The following is a 16,628-nucleotide window of genomic DNA, read 5'->3' on the forward strand; positions in this document are numbered from 1 at the left end:
AAAAAGAAAGCCCCCTCATCATTGCGAGGTCTCCCGAAGCAATCTTACCCCTAAATCTCCTAAAGGGGACTTTCCCCAACGACGGGTAAGTGCGGCGGTTCCCTCCTAGGGTAGGCTTGCGGGTTGGTAAGGAGAGACTAAGGGAGGTGTCAAACGGATTGCTTCAAAACCCAAAAGCGGTTTTGAAGCAATGACGATAGACGATCGTATGTGCTGTTGCCCATCCTGAGCCTGTCGAAGGAGTGCAGTTGGCTATTGCTATTCGAGATGACTACCTATGTGATGCTGAACGTGTTTCAGCATCACAATAGATTATGCAGTTGCTGTACTTGCGTGGTTTTTGGCTGCATCAAGTACTGCGCCTAAGCCGCTTACATCGCTGCCGCCTGCGGTAGCATAGAAAGGCTGTCCGCCACCGCCGCCTTTTACCAGCTTGGCTAGTTCACGGATTATTTTACCGGCATCAAACCCTTTATCTTTTACCAAATTATCGCTAATCATCACGGTAATATTGGGTTTACCGCCAATTTCAGCAGTAAGTACCAAAAACAGGTTGTCTATCTCACCGCGAAGGGCAAACGCAAGGTTTTTAATGGCCTCTGCGCTGCCAATGCTAACGCGTTGGGCTATGAAGTTAAGACCGTTTACAGCTTCAACTTTTTGCTTCAACTCGGCTTTTACCTGTTGTACTTGGGCATTTTCAAGAGCCTCTAAACGTTTTTGTAACTCGGCTTTTTCGTTCAGTAGGGTTTCTATGCCTTTTTTAAGGTCTTTGGCATTGTTCAACAAGGCTTTGGCTTCTTCAACCAGAGTAACTTGTTGGTTAATAAACTCCTCGGCTTTATTGGCCGTAATGGCCTCTATACGGCGTACACCCGCAGCCACCGAAGTTTCAGCAGTAATTTTAAAGTACCCTATTTGTCCTGTGGCAGGTACGTGGGTACCACCACACAACTCCATGCTATAGTTTTTATCAAAGGTGATAACACGCACGGTATCGCCGTATTTTTCGCCAAACAAAGCAGTAGCACCTTGTGCTTGTGCCTCAGCAATGGGGATATTGCGTTGCTCGTTCAATACAATGTTTTCACGTATTTTTTGGTTCACCATACGTTCAACCGAAGCCACTTCCTCATCGGTCATTTTCGCAAAATGAGAGAAGTCAAAACGCAGGTAATCAGGGCCTACCAAGCTACCTTTTTGGTTCACATGGTCGCCCAAAACACGTTTTAAAGCCGCGTGTAACAAATGCGTAGCACTGTGATTATCAGCTATTAAAACGCGACGATTAGCATCTACTTTTGCCTCAAACACCGCTTCGGGGTTTTCGGGCAAACGGTCGGTGATGTGTATGATTAAGTTGTTTTCTTTTTGCGTATCAACGATGTTTATTTTCTCGTTGGCACTTTGCAGGTAACCGGTATCACCCACCTGTCCGCCGCTTTCAGCATAGAAGGGAGTTTTATCCAACACTAACTGGAAAAACTCCTTGTTTTTGGCTGATACCTTGCGGTAACGGGCTATTTTAGCTTCGCTCATCAATTCATCATATCCAACAAAAACGGGTTCCACATTAGGTATTAGCTCAACCCAGTCGTCTTTGGTAGTTTCGGCAGCTTTACGAGAACGGTCTTTTTGTTGTTGGAGAAGTGTTTCAAAACCAACAATATCTACCGCCCAACCATTTTCTTTAGCGATAAGTTGGGTTAAGTCTATTGGAAAACCATACGTATCATAAAGTTTGAAGGCACTATCACTAGAAATTATATTGCTAATGTTTTGTAAGTTTAAATCAGCATCAGCGGATTCCTTTACATTAATAATAATATTTATCAACTTCAACCCATTCTCCAAGGTCCTCAAAAAGCTGATTTCTTCTTCCAACACAACTTTTTGCACAAATTCTTGTTGCTGGCGTATTTCGGGGAATATACCGCCGAATTCCTGCGCCAGTACGGGTACTAATTGGTTAAAGAAGGGTTCTTTAAGGTTAAGGAAACTAAAGCCATAACGCACGGCACGGCGCAAAATGCGGCGTATTACATAGCCTGCGCCGCCGCTGCTCGGTAGTTGACCGTCGGCAATGGTAAAAGCCACAGCACGTATATGGTCAACAATAACACGGATGGCAATATCGGTTTTGGGGCTTCCGCCGGGTATGGCAGCAGGGTCGCCGCCAACGTATTTTATTCCGCTAAGTGCTTCAACCTTGTTTATCAAGGGCATAAACACTGTGCTGTCGTAGTTGCTGGTTTTACCTTCAATAGCGCGCACCAAACGCTCAAAGCCCATCCCTGTGTCAACGTGTTTATCGGGCAGAGGTTGCAGGCTGCTATCGGCCATGCGGTTGTACTGCATAAACACGTTGTTCCAAATTTCAATCACCTGCGGGTGGTCGTTATTCACCAGTGTTTTACCGTCAACGGTTTGACGTTCGCTATCGGGGCGCAAATCAACATGTATCTCGCTACACGGACCACAAGGACCTGTATCGCCCATTTCCCAAAAGTTATCTTTTTTGTTACCGTGTAAAATACGGTCTTCGGCAATGTATTTTTTCCAACAATCGTAAGCCTCTTGGTCAAAAGCAAGGTTTTCTTTTGCATCACCTTCAAATACGGTTACGTACAAGCGGTCTTTGTCCAGTTTGTACACTTCGGTAAGCAGTTCCCACGCCCACGCAATGGCCTCTTCTTTAAAATAATCACCAAAACTCCAGTTGCCCAGCATTTCAAACATGGTGTGGTGGTAGGTATCGTGGCCCACATCCTCCAAGTCGTTGTGTTTACCGCTTACGCGCAGGCATTTTTGAGTATCGGCCACCCGTTTGTTAGGGGCTTGTTGATTGCCCAAAAAGTAATCTTTAAACTGGTTCATCCCCGCGTTGGTAAACATCAGGGTAGGGTCGTTTTTAATTACAAGAGGTGCCGATGGGACAATTTTGTGTCCTTTGCTTTCAAAAAAATCTAAAAACTGCTGCCTAATTTGTTGCGCGTTCATTGGTGCTATTTATGCGTTTACTGCGAAGGCGCAAAAATAAGGGAATTTGTGAGTTGTGAGAAGGCTGATTTGCAAGAATGCAAAAAAGCTGACGGCCGGCTTGACTCACCCCCTGATTTTTGTTTTGGCCGAAGAAGTGTTGAGCTATGAGGCAAGGATGAGTGTTTGGCAGCCGCACTCCTTCGGCAGGCTCAGGATGGCTGCTGCACACGCCCGTCGTTCGTAAAGTCCCTTTTAGAGCTTGTACTGAGCTTGACTGAGTAGGGTTTAGGGGGAGGAATGGAATAAACGTCCTTTTGATTGTTTGGATAAAAAATCGTAACTTGTAGGTAGTTAATCGGGTGGCTATAAATAAAATATACTGCACCGATAACAATAACAGGGGACGGTAATTACGTTATACCATAAAAGAAATCCTTTTGATAATCCGTGTATTACTTGCTGTTTTTATTGTAACACCACAACTAATTGGGGCGCAGGTAAACTTAGTGCCCAACGGTGATTTTGAAACCAATACGGTTAAAGATTTTCCGTGCAGTTGGTTGGTTGACGACGGAAATATTAACGATTACCTGTACGATTGGTTTACGCCCATTGCTACTACTACCGATGTGATGAGCAATTATGCTGATAGTGATTGCTGGGCACGTACGCCTAATACAGGCGAAGGGTTTATGTTACCGCACTCGGGCAGTGTGATGGTGGGGTTTATTAATTACTCGCCCGATGGGGGCTGCCAGCCTAATGAGTGGCACGAATACCTTAGTGTGGAGCTTACTGAGGCTTTAACCCCCGGTAATATGTATTGTTTAGAGTTTTATGTGGCGTTGGGGGCAAACAGTTTGTATGCTACCAATAATATAGGGGCTTTGTTTACTACGGGAAGTCCTGAAAACACCAGTTGCACGCCTATTTTTAAGAAACCGCAGGTAAATGTATCGCAGGTGGTGAAAAATACTACCCAATGGATGCGTATTGAGTTGGGTTTTCTGGCCGATTCGGCGTACAGGTACCTTACGCTGGGTAATTTCTTTAATCATGCCGAAACTATTATTGAGGAGATGAAGGAAAAGCCCGCTTTAACGCCTGAAGGAACGCCAGTAATAACAGATGAAGATGTGGCTATTGAGTACGATGAGGAAAGTACAGGCGTTAGTCACCTGGCATACTATTTTATCGACGATGTGAAACTATACCTGTGCCCATCGGTAAAAACCACTCCAACAAAACCTTCGGGTAATTAATTGCTGTTAATCACCACCGCCACAGCCTCCGCAACCACTGCAGCCTGAATCACCATCCCCACTTGAATCTCCTGACGAATCAGATGCACTGCCGTAATCCGCATCAAAACCATTGCTCACTCCGCTGTCAAAATACCACCATCCAATACCCGTATCGCCGCCTGTAATAGTGCCGGCAGTTTCTTTGCGTTTCATCTCCTCGTCAAAAACTGTTAAATCTTGGCTGCTAAAACCTGTAAGCAGTATAATGTTATTACCCAAGAGTTTTTTCGTTTCAGTAACCGCACCGTTGATGTGGTATTCATCATTTGCATTTTTCAGTAAGTCCTTTAGCTCAGTAGCTGCTTGTGCACCAACGTTGGTAAAACTATAGCCGCCAATTAAGTTGCGTTGCAGCCACGTACGGTAAAAATAGCCCCCCATGTGCGGGGTTTGTCCTATTTGGCGTTTATATCGTTTGGTAAGGGGAAGGATGATAGTAATATAGTTTTTTAAGGAGGTTTGATACCCTTCGTCAAACTTGCAAGCACGCAAAAAACTCTCTTCGTAGGGTTTAGGGGTGTAAGTTGCAAAATTAACCCCTGCCAGCATGTAAGGGTATTTTACATTGTCTTTTTCAATCTCAACTATATTAAGTACACCCTTCAATATCAAATCCATCAAGGTGAAGCGTAAAAACTGTTTTTGGCTCATTTCGGCCTTGTGGACTAAAAAATAAGTTTCGGCGGGGGTAAGGGTTTTCAGTAACTCCATGCTTACAATTATTTAGGTTTTTTCAGCAACCAAAACCTATTTCTGTTTACTCGGGTAAAGTTAGTTTCTTTAAATCGGATTTTTGAAGGCGGCCATAGGGGTTCAGGCGGCTTTTTGCCAAAATGCTTTTCATACTCGATAAACGTTTGCGCATACCAATCAGTAAATTTTTCGCCCTCAGCAGTGCCGCCCTCTGTGGGGGTGTGGTGTATGGTTTTTTGCAACACTTGGGGACAAAACACCTCCCAATACTCGTGGGTATAAAGCAGATGCAGGTGCCACACTTGGTCTATTTCATCGCTGGGGGTAAGAGGTTTGTTACTCACACACAACAAAAACATAAACTTTTTGTACTCGTGTATGGCCTCAAGTGCATAGGCCAACTCCCAACCGTTTTCCCTTGCCAGCCTTGCGCTAAACGGAAATTTGACCGTAGGATTATCAAGGTGGTAATCCATCAGTCGTTTCCACAAAGGGTTTTCGTTTATCATTCGATAATTGGGTTATTGGGTGTTACAAGTTTAGAATTTATTATTTAGAATTTGGTATTGAAGCTGCACCCTTCGACAGGCTCAGGATGGGCAACCGCACGTATGCCTGTCTATCGTCATTGCGAAAAATCGCTTTGGGGTTTTGAAGCAATCCGTTGGTATTTATGGGCTGGGATTGCTTGGGGAGACCGATTGACGGGTGCACGAACGACAGTTATACCAAAAAGAAAACCCGCCTTGTGGGGCGGGTTCTCAGGGTAGTTTAAAAATTACACACAGCCTGTGTGCAAGGCTTTTATTAGTTGGCCAATCCGCGAGATTGGATAAACATTTGGGTCATGGCATCAAAAGTAGCGGCTGCACCGGCTACCATTTTATCTTCGGCGGTGGTATCAGTAGCCACGTTTAGTAATACTTGCTGAAATGCTTTCCAACGTGGGCCTACCATATCGCCGTAGCAACCGTAAAAGTTAAACTCGTTTCCGGTGGCGGCCGCAATGGCTTCGTTTTTGGCAAGCTGGCGGGCAATTACGCTACCGCCCAGTGTGCTGCCTTCAAGCACGTAATAGGTGCCCATAGCGTTGTGAAAATCAGACAAATCAAGGCTAATATCATTGGTGGGGTAATCAGCAGGGTTCAAACCCAATACTTCAAGGTCTTTTGCAAGAGCTGCAGTTTTTTTGCGGCTGTCAAACTCAAGCCCCTCAAGGTTTTTCACCTGTGGGTTTTGTTCCAGCGTTTCTTCTACCAGTTTGTGTATGCGGTAGTTGTTAATCACCAGCAGCTTGTACTCATCAAGTGTAAGCTGGCCGCTCATTATTTTAGTTGAAAAACCTACTTCTTCAATCCTGTCGTGGTGCGGACGTGTTTCTAATTTTAACCTTTCAAGTATCATTTTTATTTAGAATGATTTTAAACAATGCAATTATACATACTTTTATGACAAAAAATTGACAATGCGATAAAAAATGACATTTCGCTTTGCAAAATATGACATTCAATGGCCTTAAAGTGTATTTACGTTACCCTTTTTCGGTTGATTGTCACCGCAATTGACAATTTTATGACAAAGTAGTTTTTGGAAGTATTTACCTCCTATCCCCTATCTTGAATAAAGTTATATGTTATTTTTACGGTATGGAAGCAAGTAAGTCGTCATATAGTCTCCAAAAAACACTCACTGATCCTGTGTTTGTATCGTTGTTGGCCTCAAACGTCTTGCTGATTGCGTTGTTTTACACGGATAATTCAAAGGCATCAACCATTATTATCACCTATTATTTTCAAAGTGTGTTGATTGGCTTTTTCCATGTGATACGGATGGGCTCGTTAAGAAATTTCGACCCTTCTAACTTTAAGGTAAACGGCAAACCCTTGCAAAATACTTCAAAAGCCAAATGGGGCAGTGTGGTATTTTTTATGCTGCATTTTGGGATGTTTCACTTTATGTACCTGATTTTTCTTGCTGTTATGATGAGCGAAATACCCGGCAGGGTTGATTTTTTGTTGTTGCTGGGTACGCTTGTGGCTATTATTATCGGGCTGATTGTTGAAACAAAGGAGGCTATACACTACGACCGTGCTAAACCTCCTATAATGGCTACGCTGTTTTTTTCGCCTTATTTGCGGGTTGTGCCCATGCACATCTTTATTATTCTTGGTTTTACCAACTTTAAGATTGAAACGTTTATCTACTTTTTGTTGCTAAAAACAGCTACCGATATTTTAGGGTATTTTATTTTCTCAAGAAGACTAAAGCAAGTGCCCACACCTTTTGGGCAAGGTTTCTAACCCATCAGGGGTGGTTGGGTGCGTGCGTTTCTAACTCATTATACCACTCTTGGCCAAATTTGCGTATCAAGGCATCTTTTACAAAGCGGTACACGGGCATTTTAAGTTCATTACCCAATGAGCAGGCGGCATTGCATATATCCCACTGGCTGTAGTTTACGGCCATGTAGTGCTTGTATTTTTGTATGCGCACGGGGTATAAATGGCACGATACGGGCTTTTTATAGTCTATTTTACCATCCTTATGTGCCAGTTCTATAGCACATTGTGTTGTGCCTGTGTGGTCATATACCACAAAATTACACTCACCGGTAGGTTGGCAAGTAGTTACTGCCTCTCCGTCTTCATCTATTTCATAAAAACCGTTTTCGTCAATCGCTTTTATGTATTCGGGGGTCATATACGGCTTCACTGCCTCCAGGTTGTTTGCTATTTGCTCAATATCGTTGGCATCCAGCGGTGCGCCCCTATCCCCTTCTACACAGCACGCCCCTTTGCACTTTTCGAGGTGACAAGTAAAGTTAATGTCAAAAAGATGTTCAGAAATTATAGTGTCTTGTATTATAATCATTTAAGTAAGTGATTCAACTTTTGGATAACGCATTCTTAACATATAAATTTGACCTTTGAACCAAAATATAAAGTTATGAAGAGAATTTTAACGCTATTGTGCCTGTTTGTGTTTGCAAAGGTAGGCTTTTCGCAAATTGTTATCTCAGGGGTTATGGGTAACCCTTCGGGAACAGACTCGATGTACGAGTATGTTCAGCTAGTTGCAACGCAAAACATCAACTTTTCTACCAACCCACACACGGTTGTTTTTCTTAACAACGGTACAGCAACAAAAAAAGGATGGGTAAACGGTTTAAGCATTTCTTACGGTTTTCACCTAAACAGCGGAACTGTAAATAAAGGTGACGTTTTTTATGTAGGTGGCTCAGGTAAAAAAGTAAGCGGTGGACAAAGTGCTGATATAAGCAGCCAAATTTGGATTAAAACCCTTACACCACATACTACAGCGGGTGATGGTTTTGGCTCTGCCAATTCAAATGGCGGAGGTATTTTTGGTAACGGTGGTGCTAATGCTGATGGTGTAGGCGTTTTTGTAGGCGCACTAACTGCCAACGATTCTACTGCTGTGCCTATTGATGCTATATTTATGGGTTCAGGTATAGGTACTGCTAAACCTGCTACTGCGGGTGCAGGCTATACTGTGCCTACCAATGATAAATACAGCAACTCACAAGGTTTGTTTGGTGAAGGTACTAACACGTTTATTGCTCCTGATATTAACGTAGCAAGTTCATTTACTCAATTAACAGGTACTTATGATGCTACTTCAAATACATGGACAACTGCCCGTTCAGCCGTAACAAAAGTTTTAACCAGTGCGGCTACTATTGATAGTATTGCTACACAAATTACCATCACATCAAGCAACCCTACTATTGTTGTAAACACCGCAGGTTTTACTAATGATTTTGGTTTAACTTATCCTAACAACCCTTCATCAGCGTCTAACTTTGTTTTTGAAGGCAGCAACCTTACCGATTCATTAATGATTAGTGTAAATGCTCCTTTCGAAATCCGCACAGGTGTTAATGCGTTTTCTAGTGGTACTATTAAAGTTCCTCATTCATCAGGCACTATCACTACTACTGTTTTAGATGTTCGTTTCAACCCAACTTCTACCGGTGTGTTCGAAGACTCAATCGTGTTTAGCAGCCCCGGTGCTACCGATAAAAAAGTATATGTAAAAGGTACTTCATCAAACTATCCTGAACTTAGCTTTAAAGTTACTTCGTTCAACGTTAGCGAAGCAGTAGGCAGCATCTCACTTCAAATTGATATTGCCAATGCTAACAGCAATGCCACTACTTGCAGTCTTTCAGTAGTAGGCGGTAATGCTACAGCCGGTTCTGATTATACGTTCTCTTCGCCACAGGTGATTAACTTCCCTGCTAACTCATCGGATAGCATTGTGGTTAATATTCCTATTATTAATGATAATGTTTCTGAAGCTGTTGAAACCATCTGGTTTGCACTAAGCAACGCTACTAACGGTGCTGTGTTTAGCAATAGCGACAGCGCTTTGGTAACTATTACTGATAACGATTACCGCAAGGTGAACATTGCCGACATAAGGGGTGTGAATGCAAATGGTGTTTCTGACTCTTTGAACAAATTGTATGAAATTACAGGTGTTGTTTACGGTGATAACTTAAGAACCACAGGTTTCCAATTTACTTTGCGCGACCAAACTGCGGGTATCGGTATTTTTAGCCCTGCCAGTGCATTTGGCTATACAGTTGCCCAAGGCGATAGCTTAACCATTCGTGGCAGGTTATCACAATTCAACGGTTTGGCTCAGCTTGATTTCTTGGATACGATTATCTTCCACCAATCAAACCAACCGCTAAGAACTCCTTTCTTGATCACTACTTTGAATGAAAACGGCGAATCGGAACTTGTACGTATGAACAACGTTACTGCTAAAACCGGCAACTGGATTTCAGGTAACCAATATGTTTACTACAACGGCGGTGCTGACTCTGTAATGGTTCGTTTAGTACCTAATACCCACAAACTTATCGGAAAACCAAAACCAACCAAAGCATTTAGCATTATTGGTATTGGCGGTCAGTTTGATGCTTCATCACCCTACAACAGCGGTTACCAATTGTTCCCTCGCGACAGCAACGATATTATCATCCCTGCTGATTCACTTTCAGCATTCAACCTGCTAACCCCTGCAAACGGCAGCACAGTAACTATTCAAGGCGCATCTATCCAAACATTGGATGCTACTTGGGGAACTCCAATACCTGCGCAAGGCTTAAACCCTGCTACCTACACCTTTATGTTGGATGTACCTGCGGGTGATTTCTCAAGCCCATTGGCAAGCTTCCCATCAAATGTTGGTGGTAGTGCTCCGTCTATTTCATTACCTTACTTCCAAATCATCAACTTGATGAATGCACAAGGTATCAATGTGGGTCAATCTATATCACTGCAATGGACTGTTAGGGCTACTACAGGCTCATACAACAGGTTTGCCAACCAGCCTTTTGCTATAACATTGGTTAGAGAGCGTATGAACAGTGTTGGAAATACAGCCAATAACCCATTAGCAGTTTATCCTAACCCTGCTAATACTGATGTTTTGGTTGAAATGCCTGAAACCATCAATACTGTATCTGTAAGCACTATTGAAGGCAAACAAGTAATTGCGCTTAACAATGTAAACACCTTCTCAACCGGTGTTGATGTGAGCATGCTTGAAGCCGGAATTTATATGCTGACTGTTGAGACTGCCACCGGCACCTATACTCAACGTTTGGCTATACAACGCTAAAAATCAACAATAACAGCCTTGCAAAAGGCTTTGTTTAAAGAAGCCCCGCACTCCGCGGGGCTTTTTTTATTGTATCAACACATATTTTTATTGCATACGAAACTTTTTATTGTGAACTTTGTATTAACAATTAAGCAGATAATTAATTGTTTTCATAGTTTGGCCCTGGGGTGTCGGGAGACACAACGGGGTTTTTTTATGACTTTTTTAAAAAAATTTTCATCAAGTGTTTCATCAATCAAAAATTCCCCTATATTTGCAGTCCTTTTTCGGAACGGCAGCAATGCCTGAAACACTGAAAAACAATGGACCCGTAGCTTAATTGGATAGAGCATCTGACTACGGATCAGAAGGTTAGGGGTTCGAGTCCCTTCGGGTCCACTAAAGTGTCTTACAAAAGGCCGCAAACACAGAGGTTTGCGGCCTTTTCTTTTTTACAACCATTGGTATCATTGGTCGAAAATCGGGTACAAAATCGGGTACAGTACAATTTCGCCCCCCATAATTGCGTAACTTACATGAAAGGACGGGCGAATGCAGTACTGTTTATGGAATTATAAAATGCGTATTAGGTTCATATTGCGTAAAAATGCTATCTCATCAACCGGCCTTGCTCCATTATATTGCCGAATAATCATTAATGGACGGGAGAGCAACAAATTTAGCGTTGGCATTGTAATACCTGTCAAAAATTGGGACAGTAAAAAGCAGGTTGTGATTGGTCAAGCAACCGATAATATGAAGCTCAACCAAATTAAAACCGATTTAGATGCTATTTACTTGAACCTGAAGGCAACTAATGCCCCGTTAGACCCTGAGACAATCAGAAAAAAATTTACGGCGCGGGGCAGTCAACAAATAGCATTTTTAAACCTGTTTGAACTTTTTTTAACTGAACAGAAGAAAGGCGGTAAGGTGACTCTGTCAACTATTGGCTCTCACGCTTCTAAGAAAAACACTATTGCGTTGTTCTTAAAACAAAATGGCATTGGCGGCTTACTTGCGGTTAATTTCAAACCGACAATTGCAACACGGCTATACGATTGGCTACTTGGTGAAAGTGGCATCAGCAACAACAAAACATACGCTTGTAGAATATTGCAGTTAGTAAAGCGGGTTTTAAGGTTTGGCGTTTCAAAAGAATATTTTGATTACAGTCCGCTGGCCAATGAAACATTTAAAAGAGAACCGAAAAAAGATAAAAAACGCCTCTTGCCGGCAGACGTGCGGCGATTAGAGTTACTTTGCCCACACTCAGAGTCACTGGCAAGGGTTCGTGATATATTCTTGTTTCTCTGTTACACAGGATTTGAGTACAAAGATTTAAAAAAATTCAACCCTGAGCAGATAATAAACTTTGATGGCGTTGATATGATTATGCACGCTCGCGCAAAAAACGGCAATATGTGCGCAATTCCGGTAACAACTAAAATAAGGGTGCTGTTGGATTCGTATAAGGACGGGTGGGGATTAATAAGTAATCAAAAATTTAATGACCACCTGAAAACCTTGTCCACTGAGGCGGGATTAAATGTTAATCTGTCAAGCGGGTGGGGTCGAAAGACATTTGGCACAACGAAGGTTAGTTTTGAGTTGTTTAGTCTCGAAACCACTGCTAAAATGATGGGACACGCATCTATAAACACAACGGCAGAATACTATGTAGATATTCTGCCGGAACGTGTTGCCTTAGAGGTTAAGGACAAGGTGGCTAAGGGGGTATATACTATTTAAAATTTTATATCCAACGGCCTGCCAAACGCGTTTGCAATTCTACAAAGCGTTTCAACCGTAAAGTTAAACTCTCCGGCCTCTATACGCGCCACCCTTGATTGCGGCAATTGCATTTTATCCGCAAGCTGCTGTTGGCTCCACCCATTTGTTTCTCTACTAAGTTTAACAAGCCGCCCTATTTGTTGCTGCACTGCTTGTGCCTGTTGTTTTATATCCATAAATTTGTGTTTTAGTTTTCACCTTGTGATTACTTCAAAATGACGGAAGGGGGCTATTTGCCCCCTTTTTATTGATTAAAACTTTCTATTAGTTCTTGCCATTCTTCGGGTACATTAGATAATACGTCCTGCGTATATTGTAACCTAAATTCATGTGTAGGCTCTTCGGGTTTTTCAAACCCCTTATGGTAGGATTCTATAACATCATTAGCCCAATTTTCCCATGCCCAAAACAATCCATCGGTAAACTTATCGTACTCTCTATTACTAAATACCTGGTGGTTTTTATTAGCAATAGCTTCAGCTATTTGGTTAATTTTTTCGTTGCTAATTTCCATAATCGTAATTTTTAAGCGGTTAATAATTCCTGTAAGGTTCGATTAGCCCGTATTACCCGACGGGCGGCGGGGTTACGATTATTTTTCAGACTTCAATAAAGAAAAATCGAAGTATTCTGTATCCAAATCATTTGCTATAAGGCATTCTTTAGCTAAAGAATGTTCAAATCCATCATTGCCATCGATTGCCCCTGCATTTGTAGTGATGTGTTTAATCTTAATGGTTTTGGGTTCGTCTTCTTTAGTGTTACCGGTTTCAACCCAATAATAGTCTTCATCAGAATAATTAAGCGCAGGGTTGTCAATATCAAGTGTGATAGACCAGTGTCCGTAACCTTGAGGAAGTGTTTGGATTGAATAAATTGTGTTTTTCATCGTTGTAATTATTAAATTATTATTTGTTTCAAAATGACAATACAAAGATATACAATAAAATGTATAATACAATAAAATGTATTTTATTTTTTGTATCTTATTGATTTACAAGCAATAAATTTATAAACTAACACGATTTTTAATTAAAAAGGGACTGTTTCGATTTTTGAAACAATCCCTTTTTTTGAAAATTTTAAGGTGTTCTATTTAAACTTTATAGAAAGATGGTTTTCGTTATCGCTTTGAATTATTGCGTCATAACTCTTGCCTTTTTTAGCTGACTTTTCAGCGTCTTTAAGTGTCATTTCGACAATCTTGTGCTGTTGGCGGCATTCTCCTGTTATGGGGTCTCCCCTTCTAACTTTTATAGATTCTACAACATCATATTGTTTAACTGGTTCACAAAACGTAAAGACTGATTTGCTTTGTGTTTTTTCAACGACAGCAAGGTTATTAATTATCGTATCTGTTTTAAACTTAACAGCTAAATCCCGCTGGCCATGTGTAATTATTATCGCATCAAATTGCTTTGCTTGCGCACCGGCTTCTGTCATTGCTGAACGCATTAATAAATCTGCTGTTCCGGCAATTGTATAGCAATGTCCCTTTTTTAAAGCCGGGTAGGTGGTAGTAAACGTGAAAACAGTTTCGTAGGGCTGAACCGGCTCATTGTAGTAAAACACATACTTGCCACTAACTTTTTTAACTGTGGCCTGCTGTGTTTCGTCGGTTGTAAAACTTGCTGTTAGTAGCGCAAGTGCAAAAATTAATAGTTGTTTCATGCTCACAATTATAACAAATATTTTACCACTATTCTTTTTTGGTTTTTGTTTTTTCCTGAACAGCAGGGGGTTTGACAATTGTTTTTTTAGCAATACTGTACATTAACCCTGATTGACCATATCGGTTTTTTGAAGTTTTAGCGTAGTTGTTGGCAAAGGTGTCGTCAACCTTTACAACCTCAATATTAATCCCTGCGTCAAATAAAGGAGCGGGCCCGCCTCTTATTGTCTCTTTGCTATTTCGCTGAAACAACACTACAAATATGGTTTCGGGGAACTCATTGCGCAGCGCATCAAGTTCCTTAGAATAAACATATTCGCCGCCATCGTCATATTTTACCTTGGTGAAAGAGTCTATTATCATTACATCAAAGTGAGGAGCGGCCAGCTTAATATTATTAAGATATTCGTTGTCGGTAACAAATATTTTTTCTCGATTGCCCGGCTTTATATACTTCTCTTTGTTGCGGGTAATAAGTTCGCTTTGCGCACCCAACTCTATTGCCCAAAGTGCTACTTTATAGTCATTTTCGGCGAAGGCATCAGCAATTTGAAAAGCAAATTGCGTTTTGCCCGCTCCTTGGTGTCCTTCGATAGTTATTGCTGTTTTGTAACGTTCAATGTTTCCAAAAAATTTGCCAAGGTCGCCCTTTAAGGGTTTTAGTTTTTCCCCTTCAGCTTTTCGCTCAGGGATTTTATCAATGTTGCTAAATATATCGGCAAGTTTTGGGGGCACACCGGCCATCGCCGGGCTTGCCTTTCGGTGTACCCCTATTTCTTTTTTACGGTTTTGGCTTTTACCTTTTCCAACTCAACTAATGGAACTAATGATTCGCCGCCTATTTTGGCTCTGTCTTTATAGCTTGCTTTTGTTTCATAAATCCTTACAATCTTAACTATTTGACCCGTAGGCTTATGAAGCACCTCCTCGCCTGCCTTAAACTTTTTGCTCAATTTAGATGCAGCAGGCTTTTTGGTTAGCCTCGCAAGGTTGTTTAAAGAAACAACTGACACGCCTTGTTTGCTGTTTTCATCATAGCAACTGGCTACGCCGCCGCGTATTGATTTTATTGTCATTATTCCGCCGCTTGGCTTATGCAATACTTTTTGACCGACTTTAAAGCCTTTGGTGGTTTTTTGCGCCCCGGCAAGCGATGTATCAGCAGCTATTTTTTTATTTACGCCTGAGGCTATTTTATCAAGATTTCCTTTTATTGAAGAGAAATCGCCGGGAGATATGCTTTTTCGCGCAATTGCAGTATCTATCCTATTTAATAGCCTTTTTGCGTCGATTGGTAAAACATCCTTGCCCTGAAGCCTCACGTAAGCCCTTTTTAATCGGCTTGCTTCGCTTTCTTTGTTAGTAGTTACGGACTTGATTTGACTAAGCAATGAATCGCTAACCTCAATTTTCACAAAGTCAGCATCTTTGGGCAAACTGTTAACCGTTTCGGCCAATTGTTTATACACCCTGTCAATCAATCCAAAATGCTGTGTGCCCTTGATGGATTGAAGCTGAACATTAGCCATCTTTATATCTTCCACAAGATTAATTATTGTCCGAGCATCTATCTTGCGGTTGATACAGTAAGCAATACGCCTGATAAACTGATTTGCAACGCCTGTTTTAGGCGCGCTGCGCACATCAAGAGTTTTGCGAGTGGTTTTCTTTACCACTTTCTTTGTGCGCTTGGGTTTGATGTTTGTTCTTTTTTCAGCTTTATTGCCTGCTGGCTTAGGATTTTGGGCGGTTTTCTTGGTTGCTTTCATTGGTTCCGGTTTTTGGGCAACGGGTTTATCTATACGGATGCTGGAGCCTGAAGTTTTCTTCTTAAAAACCTTCGTTGGTTTATTACCGAATTTATAACCCTTCAATTCATATTCACTTATGTATGAATCAAGTAAGGGTTTGACAAATTCTTTAATGAATCTATTGAGAGGGTAATCCTTTTTAATTTCATCAGCAATTTTTTGCCACTGAAATGCAAAGGCATTCAAAAATTGATTACTGAAGGTTTTCTTGTCAGTTGCTACCGGGTCTAAAACAACTGCCTCATCTATTGGTTTGATGAAATCAATAAGTAATTCGGGACCTTGGTTATCAATCTGAAATTGTATTGCGCCGTTTAAGAATTTACCGGAATAAACGCCGTCAAGCCCTGTTTTGGATATTTTTTTTGCCATTTTTTTGTTTATAATAAGTTTGAAAACCCTGAAAGGCCTTGCGCCAAATGCGCTTCAAGCCTGCTTATTGCAGTTGAATAGTTAGCGGGTGTAAGACTAACTTGCATATTAATCCAATTGCCCGATGGCTTTCGGCGCGTGTACCATACTCCCGACTCTCTCTTATAATCCCAAACCACATCGTGGTTGGTTATCAGCACATCATTACTGCCGCCATCACCTGATGGCGTGGGCGATGGATGCGGCTCTTGGTCGGGATTAGGAACGGGGTTAAACCCGCCGCTATTTGTATTATTTTTTGCGTTGGCGTATGCTATACCGCCTATTAGCAGACCGCCAAATAGTAGTGTTTTTAACATTGTT

At 41.7% G+C, this 16,628-nt stretch carries 16 protein-coding genes and 1 tRNA gene; 5 read left to right on the plus strand and 12 right to left on the minus strand.

Annotated features, from left to right (window positions below; translation table 11 throughout):
• Positions 1 to 312 precede the first annotated feature (312 nt).
• A complete protein-coding gene (gene alaS / locus F9K23_15700; GenBank protein KAB2913912.1) occupies positions 313 to 3,000 on the minus strand; it encodes an alanine--tRNA ligase in 2,688 nt (895 codons plus the stop codon).
• Between the two features lie 419 nt (positions 3,001 to 3,419).
• Here alaS and F9K23_15705 point away from each other — a divergent pair, with 419 nt between their 5' ends.
• The gene (locus tag F9K23_15705; GenBank protein KAB2913913.1) at positions 3,420 to 4,244 is read left to right on the plus strand and encodes a hypothetical protein; all 825 of its coding nucleotides are present in this window, start codon (positions 3,420 to 3,422) and stop codon (positions 4,242 to 4,244) included.
• 6 nt (positions 4,245 to 4,250) lie between these two features.
• Here F9K23_15705 and F9K23_15710 read toward each other — a convergent pair whose 3' ends face one another.
• From F9K23_15710 to F9K23_15720, 3 genes are all read right to left on the minus strand, one after another.
• Positions 4,251 to 4,997, minus strand: a complete 747-nt coding sequence (locus F9K23_15710) for a hypothetical protein (protein ID KAB2913914.1) — start codon at positions 4,995 to 4,997, stop codon at positions 4,251 to 4,253.
• Between the two features lie 8 nt (positions 4,998 to 5,005).
• Entirely contained in the window at positions 5,006 to 5,488 is a 483-nt protein-coding gene (locus tag F9K23_15715) for a hypothetical protein (GenBank protein KAB2913915.1), read from the minus strand.
• Between the two features lie 298 nt (positions 5,489 to 5,786).
• On the minus strand, positions 5,787 to 6,383 hold the full coding sequence (locus tag F9K23_15720) for a biliverdin-producing heme oxygenase (GenBank protein KAB2913916.1): 597 nt from the start codon (positions 6,381 to 6,383) through the stop codon (positions 5,787 to 5,789).
• A 242-nt stretch (positions 6,384 to 6,625) separates the two neighbouring features.
• Here F9K23_15720 and F9K23_15725 point away from each other — a divergent pair, with 242 nt between their 5' ends.
• On the plus strand, positions 6,626 to 7,279 hold the full coding sequence (locus F9K23_15725) for a hypothetical protein (protein ID KAB2913917.1): 654 nt from the start codon (positions 6,626 to 6,628) through the stop codon (positions 7,277 to 7,279).
• Between the two features lie 4 nt (positions 7,280 to 7,283).
• Here the strand turns inward: F9K23_15725 and F9K23_15730 are convergent, their stop codons facing one another.
• Positions 7,284 to 7,850, minus strand: coding sequence for a DUF3109 family protein (locus F9K23_15730; GenBank protein ID KAB2913918.1), 567 nt, complete (start codon positions 7,848 to 7,850; stop codon positions 7,284 to 7,286).
• Between the two features lie 75 nt (positions 7,851 to 7,925).
• On the opposite strand from F9K23_15730, the gene F9K23_15735 reads away from it, so the two are divergent.
• From F9K23_15735 to F9K23_15745, 3 genes are all read left to right on the plus strand, one after another.
• Positions 7,926 to 10,634, plus strand: a complete 2,709-nt coding sequence (locus F9K23_15735; GenBank protein ID KAB2913919.1) for a T9SS type A sorting domain-containing protein — start codon at positions 7,926 to 7,928, stop codon at positions 10,632 to 10,634.
• 307 nt (positions 10,635 to 10,941) lie between these two features.
• A tRNA-Arg gene (locus F9K23_15740) sits at positions 10,942 to 11,015 on the plus strand.
• A gap of 153 nt (positions 11,016 to 11,168) precedes the next feature.
• A complete protein-coding gene (locus F9K23_15745) occupies positions 11,169 to 12,368 on the plus strand; it encodes a hypothetical protein (protein KAB2913920.1) in 1,200 nt (399 codons plus the stop codon).
• On the opposite strand, the gene F9K23_15750 is transcribed toward F9K23_15745, so the two are convergent.
• The 7 genes from F9K23_15750 to F9K23_15780 form a co-directional block, all read right to left on the minus strand.
• Positions 12,365 to 12,586 carry a helix-turn-helix transcriptional regulator gene (locus tag F9K23_15750; GenBank protein KAB2913921.1) on the minus strand — a complete coding sequence of 74 codons (222 nt, stop codon included), beginning with the start codon at positions 12,584 to 12,586 and terminating at the stop codon, positions 12,365 to 12,367. The genes F9K23_15745 and F9K23_15750 overlap by 4 nt on opposite strands.
• 68 nt (positions 12,587 to 12,654) lie before the next feature.
• A complete protein-coding gene (locus F9K23_15755; GenBank protein KAB2913922.1) occupies positions 12,655 to 12,924 on the minus strand; it encodes a hypothetical protein in 270 nt (89 codons plus the stop codon).
• 78 nt (positions 12,925 to 13,002) lie between these two features.
• On the minus strand, positions 13,003 to 13,299 hold the full coding sequence (locus tag F9K23_15760) for a hypothetical protein (protein KAB2913923.1): 297 nt from the start codon (positions 13,297 to 13,299) through the stop codon (positions 13,003 to 13,005).
• Positions 13,300 to 13,502: 203 nt separating this feature from the next.
• The gene (locus tag F9K23_15765) at positions 13,503 to 14,081 is read right to left on the minus strand and encodes a hypothetical protein (GenBank protein KAB2913924.1); all 579 of its coding nucleotides are present in this window, start codon (positions 14,079 to 14,081) and stop codon (positions 13,503 to 13,505) included.
• Positions 14,082 to 14,109: 28 nt separating this feature from the next.
• A complete protein-coding gene (locus tag F9K23_15770) occupies positions 14,110 to 14,826 on the minus strand; it encodes a hypothetical protein (protein KAB2913925.1) in 717 nt (238 codons plus the stop codon).
• 26 nt (positions 14,827 to 14,852) lie between these two features.
• Complete coding sequence (locus F9K23_15775; protein ID KAB2913926.1) at positions 14,853 to 16,265, minus strand: hypothetical protein; 1,413 nt, start codon at positions 16,263 to 16,265, stop codon at positions 14,853 to 14,855.
• Between the two features lie 8 nt (positions 16,266 to 16,273).
• Entirely contained in the window at positions 16,274 to 16,624 is a 351-nt protein-coding gene (locus F9K23_15780; GenBank protein KAB2913927.1) for a hypothetical protein, read from the minus strand.
• Between the last annotated feature and the right edge of the window lie 4 nt (positions 16,625 to 16,628).

It is taken from the genome of Bacteroidota bacterium, from assembly GCA_008933805.1.
Lineage (GTDB): Bacteria > Bacteroidota > Bacteroidia > UBA8524 > UBA8524 > SB11.

Bases quoted from the DNA above. Each gene is read 5' to 3' on its own strand.
- alaS (KAB2913912.1), bottom strand. From the start codon at position 3,000: ATGAACGCGCAACAAATTAGGCAGCAGTTTTTAGATTTTTTTGAAAGC.
- F9K23_15710 (KAB2913914.1), bottom strand. From the start codon at position 4,997: ATGGAGTTACTGAAAACCCTTACCCCCGCCGAAACTTATTTTTTAGTC.
- F9K23_15715 (KAB2913915.1), bottom strand. From the start codon at position 5,488: ATGATAAACGAAAACCCTTTGTGGAAACGACTGATGGATTACCACCTT.
- F9K23_15720 (KAB2913916.1), bottom strand. From the start codon at position 6,383: ATGATACTTGAAAGGTTAAAATTAGAAACACGTCCGCACCACGACAGG.
- F9K23_15725 (KAB2913917.1), top strand. From the start codon at position 6,626: ATGGAAGCAAGTAAGTCGTCATATAGTCTCCAAAAAACACTCACTGAT.
- F9K23_15730 (KAB2913918.1), bottom strand. From the start codon at position 7,850: ATGATTATAATACAAGACACTATAATTTCTGAACATCTTTTTGACATT.
- F9K23_15735 (KAB2913919.1), top strand. From the start codon at position 7,926: ATGAAGAGAATTTTAACGCTATTGTGCCTGTTTGTGTTTGCAAAGGTA.
- F9K23_15745 (KAB2913920.1), top strand. From the start codon at position 11,169: ATGCAGTACTGTTTATGGAATTATAAAATGCGTATTAGGTTCATATTG.
- F9K23_15750 (KAB2913921.1), bottom strand. From the start codon at position 12,586: ATGGATATAAAACAACAGGCACAAGCAGTGCAGCAACAAATAGGGCGG.
- F9K23_15755 (KAB2913922.1), bottom strand. From the start codon at position 12,924: ATGGAAATTAGCAACGAAAAAATTAACCAAATAGCTGAAGCTATTGCT.
- F9K23_15760 (KAB2913923.1), bottom strand. From the start codon at position 13,299: ATGAAAAACACAATTTATTCAATCCAAACACTTCCTCAAGGTTACGGA.
- F9K23_15765 (KAB2913924.1), bottom strand. From the start codon at position 14,081: ATGAAACAACTATTAATTTTTGCACTTGCGCTACTAACAGCAAGTTTT.
- F9K23_15770 (KAB2913925.1), bottom strand. From the start codon at position 14,826: ATGGCCGGTGTGCCCCCAAAACTTGCCGATATATTTAGCAACATTGAT.
- F9K23_15775 (KAB2913926.1), bottom strand. From the start codon at position 16,265: ATGGCAAAAAAAATATCCAAAACAGGGCTTGACGGCGTTTATTCCGGT.
- F9K23_15780 (KAB2913927.1), bottom strand. From the start codon at position 16,624: ATGTTAAAAACACTACTATTTGGCGGTCTGCTAATAGGCGGTATAGCA.